The sequence below is a fragment of the Collinsella aerofaciens genome (genome assembly GCF_901212495.1).
GTDB classification, from domain to species: Bacteria; Actinomycetota; Coriobacteriia; order Coriobacteriales; family Coriobacteriaceae; genus Collinsella; species Collinsella aerofaciens_H.
Map to the genome: position 1 here is coordinate 58,629 of NZ_CAAKNY010000084.1, position 11,594 is coordinate 70,222.

Here is an 11,594-nt window from a genome sequence, read left to right on the forward strand (position 1 = left end):
GTGTAGGAATTACGTAGACAAAAAGGAGGTTATGTGATGGTAAGTATTGTTCTTGCTAGCCACGGGGACTTGGCTGCTGGAATCAAGCAGACGGGCTCGATGGTCTTTGGCGATCAGCCGTCTGTAGCCGTGGTCTCGCTCGAGCCGAGCATGGGCCCCGACGACTTCCGTGCCAAGGTCGAGGAAGCAATCGCTTCCTTCGAGGACCAGGAGCAGGTGCTCTTCCTCGTTGATCTGTGGGGCGGCACGCCGTTCAACCAGATCAGCGGGCTCATCGAGGGCCACGATTCCTGGGCTATCGTCACCGGTGTCAACCTGCCTATGCTCATCGAGGCATATTCGCAGCGCTTTGATGCAAAGAACACTGCACATGCGATCGCAAAACATCTTGTGACTGAGGCTAAGGCTGGCGTGCGCGTCAAGCCCGTGTCTCTGGAGCCCGAGGAGAAGAAGCCGGCTGCGGCCGCCGCTGCTCCTGCAGGCGCCATCCCTCCGGGAACGGTCATCGGCGACGGGCACATCAAGATTGCCCACGTCCGTATCGACACCCGTCTGCTGCATGGCCAGGTGGCCACCACGTGGACCAAGCAGATCAACCCCAACCGCATCATCGTGGTCTCCGACGGCGTTGCTCACGACGAGCTCCGCAAGACCATGATCGAGCAGGCTGCCCCTCCGGGAGTCCATGCCAACGTCGTGCCCATCAAGAAGATGGCCGAGGTCGTCAAGGATACGCGCTTTGGTGACACCAAGGCGCTGCTACTCTTTGAGAATCCGCAGGATCTGCTCAAGGCCATCGAGGCCGGCGTCGACATCAAGGAAGTCAACATCGGTTCCATGGCTCACTCCAAGGGCAAGGTTGTCGTCACCAACGCCGTCGCCATGGGCGATGACGACGTTAAGACTCTCGAGGCCCTCAAGGCCAAGGGCGTCAAGTTCGAGGTCCGCAAGGTTCCTTCGGATTCCTCCGGGGATCTCGACGCCATGTTGAAGAAAGCTAAGGCCGAACTGGCCGCTCAAGCATAGTAAAGGAGGGTCCGATACATGTCTGCAATCACTATTCTGCTTGTTGCGATTGTCGCGTTGTTTGCCGGTATGGAAGGCATTCTGGATCAGTTCCAGTTCCATCAGCCGCTCGTGGCGTGCACGCTTATCGGTCTCGTAACCGGTCACCTTCAGGAGGGCATCCTCCTGGGCGGTTCGCTCCAGATGATGGCCCTTGGCTGGGCTAATGTCGGCGCCGCCGTCGCTCCTGATGCCGCTCTGGCCTCGGTCGCTTCTTCGATCATCATGGTGCTCGCCCTCAACGGCGGCGCCACCGATTCGGCCAAGGCCGTTACCGCCGCCATCGCCGTCGCCGTCCCGCTGTCGGTCGCCGGCCTGTTCCTGACCATGATCTGCCGTACCCTGGCTACCGCTATCGCTCACGCCATGGACGGTTGCGCCGAGAAGGGCGACTTCTCCGGCATCGAGCGCTGGCAGTATGCCGCCATCCTCATGCAGGGCCTTCGTATCGCCATTCCGGCAGTACTTCTGTGTGTCATCCCGGCCGAGGCGGTTACCAACGCGCTTAACGCTATGCCCGACTGGCTGTCCGGCGGCATGGCTGTCGGCGGCGGCATGGTCGCTTCCGTCGGTTACGCCATGGTCATCAACATGATGGCCACCAAGGAGACCTGGCCGTTCTTCATCCTCGGCTTTGTCCTTGCTGCCATCCCTCAGCTCACGCTGATCGCCCTTGGCCTCATCGGCATCTCCCTTGCCCTCATCTACCTTGGCCTTAAGGATCTGGCCAAGCAGGGTGGCGGCATGGGCGGTGGCTCCGGTGACCCGCTCGGCGACATTCTGAACGATTACGAGTAGGAGGGGAGTGATACATATGGCAGAGAACAAGATTCAGCTCACCAAGGCTGACCGCAAGAAGGTTTGCTTCCGTCATCAGTTCCTTCAGGGCTCGTGGAACTACGAGCGCATGCAGAATGGCGGCTGGTGCTTCGCAATGATCCCTGCGATCAAGAAGCTCTACACCAGCAAGGATGACCAGATTGCCGCTCTTAAGCGCCACCTGGAGTTCTATAACACCCATCCTTATGTTTCCGCCCCCGTCATTGGCGTTACCCTCGCCCTCGAGGAGGAGCGCGCCAACGGTGCTCCGATCGACGACGTCGCCATCCAGGGCGTCAAGGTCGGTATGATGGGCCCGCTCGCCGGCGTCGGCGACCCCGCATTCTGGTTCACCCTTCGCCCGATCCTGGGCGCTCTGGGTGCTTCCCTGGCCCTGTCCGGCAGCATCGCCGGTCCGCTGCTGTTCTTCTTCGCGTGGAACATCATCCGTTACGCTTTCCTGTGGTACACGCAGGAGTTTGGCTACAAGGTCGGCTCCTCCATCGCCAAGGACCTCTCCGGCGGTCTGATGGGCAAGGTCACCGAGGGTGCTTCCATCCTGGGTATGTTCATCATCGGCGCCCTGGTCGAGCGTTGGGTGTCCATCTCCTTCACCCCGGTCGTCTCCAAGGTCACGCAGTCTGCTGGCGCCTTTATCGACTGGGCTAGCCTGCCCTCCGGTTCCAAGGGCATCAAGGAAGCACTGACGATGTACAACTCCATCGGTGCCACCGCCCTTGACCAGGTGAAGGTCACCACGCTTCAGGCTAACCTCGATCAGCTCATCCCCGGCCTTGCCGCCGTATGCCTGACCCTTTTTGTCTGCAAGCTCCTCAAGAAGAAGGTCAGCCCGATCGTCATCATCCTGGCTCTCTTCGCCGTGGGTATCATCGGTCGCGTCTGCGGCTTCATGTAAGCGCACTTCGGCTTAAGACCGAGAGTTGCTAGGCAAGGGCTTTTGAGCCATTGAAACGGACCGCACCCGGTGGGTACACTGGATGCGGTCCGATTGTTTTATCTGGAGGGCGAGGCGCGCATGGCGCAATCTCAGAACAGCAAGGTCGATCTGGCAACGCCGGCAACCTGTCTGATGGGGCTTACCAGTCACGGTAACGTGATGGTGGGCAATAAGGCGTTTGAGTACTATAACGAGCGCAATCCCGAGGACTTTATTCAGATCCCGTGGAATGAGGTCGACTATATCGCCGCCGAGGTTTTGCGCGGCACCAAGAAGATTACGCGTTTTGCCATCTTTACCAAGGATAACGGCCACTTTACGTTTTCGACGCGTGATGACAAAGAGACGCTTCGCGCGGTCCGCAAGTACGTTGACGAGGACAAGCTCGTGCGCTCGCCCGACTTTATCGACGTGACCACCAAGGGTGCCAAGAGCATCCCCTCCCTCATCAAAGCCCTCTTCCACAAAGGCGACTAGCTCCTCATAAGTTGCGGTGAAATAGTTCCTAAATTCGACTTTAGATGCTTCTGGCAGGGACTATTCCACCGCAACTTCGTTTTGATCCGTCGCTTAGAAGCTGCGTTTTGGCCTTTTCCTCAGACTGGGATGAAGCTTCCCGTTGGACTCGATTGGGAAAATCCATCCCAGTCTAAGCACCGATTCCGGGATGTAGTTTCCGGAACGGGGTCGTCTGGGAAACCATATCCCGTTTCGAGCGGAAATTCTGGGACACAGTTTCCCAGCGAGGTCCCATGAGGAAAGTCTGGACCAGAATTCACCTGGATAGTGGGACGTGCTTTCCGGAAGGCTATTCCGCCACAACTTCGAAGAGCTGCTATGCACTGTATGGCTGCGACATAAATCTGCTACACTAATACAACATGCCTCCGTAGCTCAGGGGATAGAGCACCGCTCTCCTAAAGCGGGTGTCGACGGTTCGAATCCGCCCGGGGGCACCAGGGAATATGCCGGCGTCGCGAGAGCGGCGCCGTTTCTGGTCTGTGGGGGGCCGCCGGCGGATTCGGGCCGTCGACACCCGCGTCACCAATTTCCCTGCGGGGGGGGGAGTTCTCGAATCCGCCCGGGGCACCAGAGATATGCCGAGCCCGGTACCGTAACGGCGACACGTCTTGATAGTTTTGGAAAGCTCGTCGTCGCTGCCCTAGCGCACTGCCGTTTCATGCCGATTCTGCCATGCCCACACTCTTCGCGAGGGTGAGGAGCGTGAATTGATCGGAGAGGGCCAACCACTCTGATAAAATCGTTTTCGCTGGCGGCAGTCCTCGTGCCGGGCAGAGCCCTCCATCCGATGGGAGGTGATGCCCATGACCGATTTTACCGCGCTCGTGAAGCTCCTGACCGCTATGGTCTCGCTCCTCACGGCCCTTGTCGGCCTTTCCAAGGCACTCAAGCAGGGCTCGAAGCCCAAAAAGAAAGGCCACCGTCGCTAAGACGATGACCTAACTCTACTAAGCAACGGCTCTGCCCAGCTCACCACAACTTGGGCTGCCGTCGGCACCATTTTACCCTCCTGACGAGGAATTCGTCCATATTTCAAAAAACAAATCCTGCCTGCTATCGAACCCTTGATTCTCATTTTCAGTGCAACAGCCTCAGGACTCAGCGCAACGCGTTGCGCTCGGGGTCCCTATTTTCATAAAAGGCCCAGCAGTAGGATGCAAGCAAATTGGGCTTTTTGGTTTTAGAGATCGTGCCAGAGGAGTTGATTTCAGCCAGCTTGGCTAACTTCCCCGCGGGGGGAGTTCTCGAATCCGCCCGGGGGCACCAGAGATATGCCGAGCCCGGTACCGCAACGGTGCCGGGCTCTTCTGGTCTTGAATGCGAACGACCTTACCGTCCTTTATTTCGTGCAGATAATGATGACCCCAAGAGATGGAACTCTTCGGATAAACTTTACTTTTATATCGCATCAGACAATAGCCCCAGTTAATTAATGGGATAATGGGGAACTACATATGAAAGAGAATAGAGGAGCAAGGGCGGTCTTTACCCCTCACACCTCGCCAAAAGGGGAAAGGATCATCGAATGAAGAGAAAGATGATCGGCCGTGCACTCCTAGCGTTTGCGTGTTCCGTGGTACTGCTTGCCGGCACGCTGGTGGGCTGCGGGGGTTCGGGTGCGGCGGGATCCGATGGCGAACACGAGGCAATAACCATCATGGCACCTTTCCGCAACGTCAGCGCGTTCAAGGACATGGTTGCCGAGAAGTACCCGGAGATCAACCTCGAGATTATCCCTTACAGCGGTAAGAACTACACTGCGTACACCCAGGCATCCCTTAAAGCGGACGATATGTCGGACATCTATTTTTCGACCGTGTATGAGCCGAGCTACGAGCACATGGGCGACAAACTCATCGACTTGTCAGGCTATGATTTTACTGACAAATACACCGAGGCCCGCCTCCAAGACGTGACAGACAACGGTGCCATCTACATGCTGCCCACCTGCTACAGCTGTCTGGGCATTACCTACAACAAGACGCTGCTTAAAGAGCATGGCTGGGAGCTTCCCACTAACTTAAAAGAGCTCGAGGAGCTTGCATCCAAGGCCAAGGAGGCAGGCGTGAACCTCTGTCTCACCCAGATTCAGTACCCGGGCTTTGGCTTCCAGTATTGGTGCAACATCCTCGACACCAGCTTCTTCAACACCCCTGATGGCGTCCAGTGGCGTGCCGACTTCCTTGACGGCAAGGCCACGGTCGCAGGGTCTGAGGAGTTAAAGGCGGCCATGGAGGACCTCGACAAGTGGCGTGACTTGGGCATGCTCAACGATGGGGGCGACCCCGTTAGTGACGATGTTACGAGGGAGGAGTTTGCCAAGGGCAACACCCTCTTCATGCTCGGCAACAACAACGACTTCTCCGACGGTGACACCACGGACGAGTTCGGCTTGATGCCCTATCTGTCAAAGGATGGCAGAGACAATGCCTTTATTTTGCAAACCACGAGTTATGTGGGCCTGAACAAGCATCTGCAGGATTCCGGTAACGAGCAAAAGCTCGAGGATGCCCTGCATGTGATGGAGGTTTTCTCCACGGTCGAGGGCATGCAAGCCTTCAACTCCTCGTACAGCGACTCCACGCTGCTGCCGCTTAAGGATTATACGCCCAAGGCCGACGGGTATTATGCGGAGATCTTGGACCAGCTCAACGAGGGCCTCACCGCTCCGTTTATATACTCTGGCTGGGAAGATCTCATCGTTCCCATCGGAAACGCAGGTCTAGACTATATCAAGGGTAAGGCCAGCTTGGCCGACTTCGAGACGGCAATCGACGATAGCCAGTCCCTCATGGTGGACAACAAGTCTCAGGTGTTCACCACGGTTACGAAGAAGCTCGATACGGACGCCTGCGCCAAGCTCGTCGGAATCTGCTTTGCCAAGGCGACGGACAGCGACCTGGCACTCATCTCAACCAACAAGTACTATCCCTACTCCGGCACCCGCGACGAGCTCAACGTCGACGGCGTGAGTGGTGCGCTCTTTGCCGGCGACGTTACGGACATGGAGATCTCCTCCATCGTTCCCACGGGTTGGACTGATAACATCAAGACTGTCACGCTTGCGGGCAAGCGCGTCAAGGACCTGATGGGCTCCGGTTACGACCGTGCGGGCGATGGCAATGTCTACCCTTACGTGCTCGCCGCTCCGGAAGGCTTTAAGATCGACGACAACGCTACCTACAAGGTCGCCGTTGCGGGTGTGACCGATGAGGTGGCCAAGGAGGGCAATCTTGAGGACAGCGGCGTGCTCGGTCTGGATGCCATGAAAGAGTACCTGAGCAAGTTTGAGACCCTATCTCCCGCGGATGTAGCTTGGAACGATTAGTGCCGAATCATAACGATAAACAAAGAGGTCTGCGTTCGCTCGTGCTCAAGCGCGCGGATGCGGACTTCTCCTCAAAGCAAGCCAAAACGGTGTTCATGGTGTTTCTCGCCATCGTCATCGCGGGCGCCTTGCTGTTCTTGAATATGTACGGTCGCTACAACGATCGCGTGCTCTACGAGGAGCGTCTCAGCCAGATGGGCGAGGTGACCACGGAGCTCTTTGACGGCCTCGACGATATCATCGACAGCAAATGGCACGCCGTTGACACGCAGGTCAACTATCTGTGCGATGAGAGCCCGCAGGATGTGGAAGCGCTCGTGTCCCTCATGGAGAGGCAGCACCGTTTGGCTAATCTTGGGGACGAGGGCACCGATATCATCATGGTTGACGACAAGGGGCGCTACTACACCCAGACGGGCCCCAAGGGGTCCATGCAGGAGATGGATCATCTGCTTGGCAATCCCGAGCGCATCAACTACGTGACCACTACGATGACGACCAACAAGACCTTGATGGTGTTTCTCGAGCGCCTTGAGCAGCCTGTTCGTCTGTCGCTCGGCGACGGCCAAGATACCAAGATCGTTTACGCCGGCCTTCTATGCAATATGGAGGAGCTCGAGCCCTATTTCTCATGCGAGGCATATGACGGGGCGAACAACGTTATCGTTGTCGACAACGACGGCTCCAAACTCTTCAGCAGCAACAACAGCCCGATCAGGGGGCACAACGCCTTCAGCGTCTTGAAGCAGATGCGGTACCTGCACGGCAGCTCCTTTGACAAGGCCGCCGCAGAGCTTGAGGCAAATGGCGTCGCTTATTCGAACGCCGTACTTGACGACGAGGAGTACTACTACGCCTTGAGTCGCATGGACAGCGCCGATTGGACGCTCGTCTTCCTGGTGCCGGCTCGCTATGTCGCGACAAATACCGTTGAGCTCGTCAACACGACGGTTAAGCTCGTCATGGGCTTTGCGTTTGCGCTCGTGACAGCATGCGCTGTGGCGATTTACATTGTCTTGCGCGCCAAGCAGCGCCAGGTGCTCGAGATCGAGCATAAGAACGCGGAGGGTCTCAAGCGCGTCAACGCCGAGCTCGACACCAAGAACGAGGAGCTTGAGTTTGCGGTGCGCGATGCCCAGGTGGCGCGTTCCCAGGCAGAGGCCTCCAACCACGCCAAGAGCGATTTTCTCGCCAACATGTCTCACGATATCCGCACGCCTATGAATGCCATCGTCGGCATTACAAATCTCATAGAGCACGGGACGACCAGCCCGGAGCAGCTTGCGGACTACATTCAGAAAATCAAGCTCTCGAGCAATCACATGCTCAGCCTTATCAACGACATCCTCGACATGAGCAAGATCGAGTCCGACAAGGTCGAATTGCAACTCGTGCCGGTGAGCTTGGCGGAGCAGATCAACCAAGTTGACAACATTATCCGTGCCCAGGCCTTGGGACGCCATCACGAGTTCCATATCTTCGTCAACGACCTGCGCCACGAGTATCTTGTTGCCGATGGTGTCAGGCTGCGGCAGACCATCCTTAACCTACTTTCCAACGCGGTCAAGTACACGCCGGACGGCGGTCAGGTCGAGCTCAGCATCACGGAGCTTAACAGCGGCGATGCCGACTATGCGCGCTTGCTTTTCGAGGTGACCGACACGGGCATCGGCATGGATGAGGAGTTCCTCAAGTACATCTTTGATCCGTTCTCCCGCGCGGAGTCCTCGGGTACGAACAAAGTCCAGGGTACGGGTCTGGGCATGGCCATCGCCAAGAACATTGTCGAGCTCATGGGCGGCAGCATCGAGGTTGAGAGCACGCCGGGTAAGGGTTCGAAGTTTACGGTCGTCCTCGACTTGGCCATCGACAAGGACGCGAGCTACGACATCGGCGTGGAGCGGATGCTGCTTGTGTGCGGCGAGCAGCGCCTCAAGCGCAATGTCAGCATGCGCTGCGAGGAGGCCGGCATCGTCCTCGATGTTGCAAAGAGCGTTGAGGACGCATGTGCGGGCGCAGCTGCGCACATTGCAGACGTCATCCTGCTCGCAGGTTGTGTTGACGACCCTGCGCTCGGGGCGAGCATCGCGGCGCTGCGAGAGGCGGCAGGGGAGGACGGGCCGCTCGTCTTCTGCATCGACTATGCTCTGCGTGGGCAGGTCACCCAGCGCGTCGTGGCTGCCGGAGCCGATGGCTTCGTCTCGCGTCCGTTCTTCTTGGCGGAGCTCGAGGGCGTCGTGCGCCGCGTCTATGGCAGCACGGCGACGCCGACATCCGATACCTCTGTGCTTAACGGCATGCGCTTCTTGTGCGCGGAGGACAACCAGCTCAACGCAGAGATTCTCAGCGCGTTGCTCGAGATGAGCGGTGCGAGCTGTGAGGTCTGCCCCGATGGTGCAGCGATTGTCGAGCGCTTTGCCAGCGTCAAGCCCGGCGAGTTCGACGCCATCCTCATGGACATCCAGATGCCGAGGATGAATGGCTTGGAGGCGACGCGTGCCATTCGCATGGGTGCTAACCCGTTCGGTGCCGTCATTCCCATCATCGCCATGACGGCGAACGCGTTTTCCGAGGATGTGCGCGGCAGCCTGGAGGCGGGCATGACCGCGCACACCTCCAAGCCCATCGACATCAGCCTACTCGAGAAGACGATGGAGAAGCTTGTCGCTCCCCCCCCCCCTCGATCCGGCGGCGATAGCTGACGAATAAGCGCCGGCAATGCGCTGGCGCTAAGGCAGGCCTCCGACGTCTACCTATATGCAAAACGCCCGCTTGCTGGGGGAGCAAGCGGGCGCCTGTGAGCGAATATGTTTGCGGTGAGAGCTGGAATGAGCGGTGGGGTGGCGACTAGTTGGTCGTACCGGAATCGTTACCCGTGCCCGAACCCGAGCCCGAACCCGAGCCCGAACCTGAACCTGAGCCCGAACCCGAGCTAGAAAGTGCGACCGTCAGCGTAATCGTGCTGTCGGTGGATTGCTTACCGGTGGGGGAGACGCCCGTAACGGTGGCATTCTCGTTGCCGCTCACAGGGTTGCCATTCTGGTCACAGAAGCTGATGTTGTAGAAACCGGCGTTGTTGAGCGCGGTGACGGCGGCGGAGATGCTCTTGCCGTACAGGTTGCCCGGGACGCTGGCCTTGCCGGACTTCTTGGCGATGACGACGGTGATCGTGGCACCGGGCTTCTGCTTGCCGCTGGGGTTCCAGCTAATTACGGTACCCTCGGTAACCGAGTCGTTTTCCTGGTAGCTCACGTCGACGCCAAAGCCAGCCATGTCGAGAGCGTTGCGCGCCTGGGCCTCGGTCATGTCGGTCAGATCGGGCACCGAGGTGGTGTCCGGGCCGCTGGAGACCTTGTACGAGATGGTCGTGCCCTTCTCGACCTCCTTGCCGGCAGCAGTGCTCTGTTCAAAGACCTGGCCCTCTTCGGCCTCGTTGGCTTCTTCCGAAGCGCTGCCCTTCAGGCCCACGCTTGCCAGTGCGGCCTCGGCCTGGTCCTTGGTCAGGCCGATGAGCTGCGGAACCTCAACCTTCTCGGAGGGCTTAGGGCCCTTGGAGATTACCAGGTTCACCCTCGTGCCCTTGGCCTTCTTGGTGTTGCCGTTGGGGGTCTGCTCGGCGACCTTTCCCTCGTCGACATCGTCGTTGTAGCTCTGGTCGACGGAGCCAACCTCAAGGCCGGCTTTCTTGATCAGCTCAATAGCGGTTTCCTGGTCCTTGCCCAGCACGTCGGGCACCGTGACCTGTTCGCCACTGAACATGCCCGTGGCAAAGGCCACTACGATGCCAATCACGGCGATGGCGGCAACCACGGCGGCGATGATCTTGTTCTTGTTGGACTTGGGCTTCTCGACCTCGTAGGAACCCGTGGAGCCCGAGACGGCGCTACGGGCGGTGTTCTGGCCGCTCACGCCCGAGACGGGACGAACCATGGCGCGCGTGGAGTCGGAAAGCTCGCGCGTCTTGGTGGCGCCCAGGTCGCCGGCGGCACCGATGATGCGCGTGGGCTCCGAGACGTTGACGGCGCGGCCGGACAGGTAGCTGTTGAGCACCTGGCGCAGCTCGTCGGCCGTCTGGAAGCGGTTGGCCGGGTCCTTCTCCATGCACTTGAGGATGATGCGCTCCAGGTCGGCATCGACGCCCGAGTTGATCTGGCTCGGCGGAATGGGAAGCTCGTTGACCTGCTTGAGCGCGACCGAGATGGCGTCGTCGCCGTCGAAGGGCACGCGACCGGTGGCGCACTCGTACATGACGACACCCAGTGAGTAGATATCCGAGGTGGGGCCGAGGTCCTGGCCGCGGGTCTGCTCGGGGCTAACATAGTGGGCGGTGCCCAACACGTTGTTGTCCTGCGTGAGGTGGCTGTTCTTGGCGCGCGCAATGCCAAAGTCCATTACCTTGATGTTGCCGTCGGGCAGCACCATGATGTTCTGCGGCTTAATGTCGCGGTGGATGATCTCGTGCTTGTGTGCGACTGAAAGCGCGGAGCTGATCTGCGAACCGATCTGCGCGACCTTCTTGGGATCGAGGGCGCCGTGGCTCTTGATGCCGCTCTTAAGGTCAGTGCCGCGCAGGTACTCCATGACGATGTAATAGGTGTCGCCATCCTTGCCCCAATCGTAGACGCCCACGATATAGGGGGAGGACAGGCCGGCTGCTGCCTGGGCCTCCTGCTTAAAGCGGGCGGCGAAGGTGGCGTCGCCGGCATACTGCGGCAGCATGATCTTGACGGCAACCGTGCGGTCGAGGACCTGATCCTGCGCACGGAAGACGGTCGCCATGCCGCCCGTTCCCACCTTATCCTTGAGGAGGTATCTTCCCCCGAGGACCCTCTGTTCCATTCCTGCTCCTAACATAACTATTCGCTCAACGATGTGTGTAGTACCAAATGTGTGGCCGCCGGG

Annotated in this window: 8 protein-coding genes and 1 tRNA gene; 8 read left to right on the forward strand and 1 reads right to left on the reverse strand. The window is 58.9% G+C overall.

The annotated features are described in order from the left end of the window. The first annotated feature begins 36 nt into the window (after positions 1–36). From SFLMC1_RS10485 to SFLMC1_RS10515, 8 genes are all read left to right on the forward strand, one after another. The gene (locus tag SFLMC1_RS10485; RefSeq protein ID WP_152074206.1) at positions 37–1,026 is read left to right on the forward strand and encodes a PTS sugar transporter subunit IIB; all 990 of its coding nucleotides are present in this window, start codon (positions 37–39) and stop codon (positions 1,024–1,026) included. 18 nt (positions 1,027–1,044) lie between these two features. Continuing rightward, positions 1,045–1,863: a PTS mannose/fructose/sorbose transporter subunit IIC gene (locus tag SFLMC1_RS10490; protein ID WP_152074167.1), complete on the forward strand. Its 819-nt coding sequence runs from the start codon at positions 1,045–1,047 to the stop codon at positions 1,861–1,863. A gap of 16 nt (positions 1,864–1,879) precedes the next feature. Next, positions 1,880–2,800 (forward strand): PTS system mannose/fructose/sorbose family transporter subunit IID, encoded by a 921-nt coding sequence (locus SFLMC1_RS10495; protein WP_152074166.1) that lies wholly within the window; start codon positions 1,880–1,882, stop codon positions 2,798–2,800. Positions 2,801–2,920: 120 nt separating this feature from the next. Continuing rightward, entirely contained in the window at positions 2,921–3,319 is a 399-nt protein-coding gene (locus SFLMC1_RS10500; protein WP_152074165.1) for a DUF956 family protein, read from the forward strand. A gap of 406 nt (positions 3,320–3,725) precedes the next feature. After that, positions 3,726–3,801 (forward strand) — tRNA-Arg (locus SFLMC1_RS10505). 366 nt (positions 3,802–4,167) lie between these two features. Next, complete coding sequence (locus SFLMC1_RS11355; RefSeq protein ID WP_261981439.1) at positions 4,168–4,293, forward strand: hypothetical protein; 126 nt, start codon at positions 4,168–4,170, stop codon at positions 4,291–4,293. A 596-nt stretch (positions 4,294–4,889) separates the two neighbouring features. Next, complete coding sequence (locus tag SFLMC1_RS10510) at positions 4,890–6,692, forward strand: extracellular solute-binding protein (protein ID WP_152074164.1); 1,803 nt, start codon at positions 4,890–4,892, stop codon at positions 6,690–6,692. Then, positions 6,692–9,394, forward strand: a complete 2,703-nt coding sequence (locus SFLMC1_RS10515; protein ID WP_152074163.1) for an ATP-binding protein — start codon at positions 6,692–6,694, stop codon at positions 9,392–9,394. Before SFLMC1_RS10510 ends, SFLMC1_RS10515 begins: the two co-directional genes overlap by 1 nt. A gap of 145 nt (positions 9,395–9,539) precedes the next feature. Here the strand turns inward: SFLMC1_RS10515 and pknB are convergent, their stop codons facing one another. Beyond that, positions 9,540–11,531 (reverse strand): Stk1 family PASTA domain-containing Ser/Thr kinase, encoded by a 1,992-nt coding sequence (gene pknB, locus SFLMC1_RS10520; protein WP_152074162.1) that lies wholly within the window; start codon positions 11,529–11,531, stop codon positions 9,540–9,542. Positions 11,532–11,594 lie beyond the last annotated feature (63 nt).

Bases quoted from the DNA above. Each gene is read 5' to 3' on its own strand.
- SFLMC1_RS11355 (WP_261981439.1), top strand. From the start codon at position 4,168: ATGACCGATTTTACCGCGCTCGTGAAGCTCCTGACCGCTATGGTCTCG.
- SFLMC1_RS10495 (WP_152074166.1), top strand. From the start codon at position 1,880: ATGGCAGAGAACAAGATTCAGCTCACCAAGGCTGACCGCAAGAAGGTT.
- SFLMC1_RS10500 (WP_152074165.1), top strand. From the start codon at position 2,921: ATGGCGCAATCTCAGAACAGCAAGGTCGATCTGGCAACGCCGGCAACC.
- pknB (WP_152074162.1), bottom strand. From the start codon at position 11,531: ATGGAACAGAGGGTCCTCGGGGGAAGATACCTCCTCAAGGATAAGGTG.
- SFLMC1_RS10485 (WP_152074206.1), top strand. From the start codon at position 37: ATGGTAAGTATTGTTCTTGCTAGCCACGGGGACTTGGCTGCTGGAATC.
- SFLMC1_RS10510 (WP_152074164.1), top strand. From the start codon at position 4,890: ATGAAGAGAAAGATGATCGGCCGTGCACTCCTAGCGTTTGCGTGTTCC.
- SFLMC1_RS10490 (WP_152074167.1), top strand. From the start codon at position 1,045: ATGTCTGCAATCACTATTCTGCTTGTTGCGATTGTCGCGTTGTTTGCC.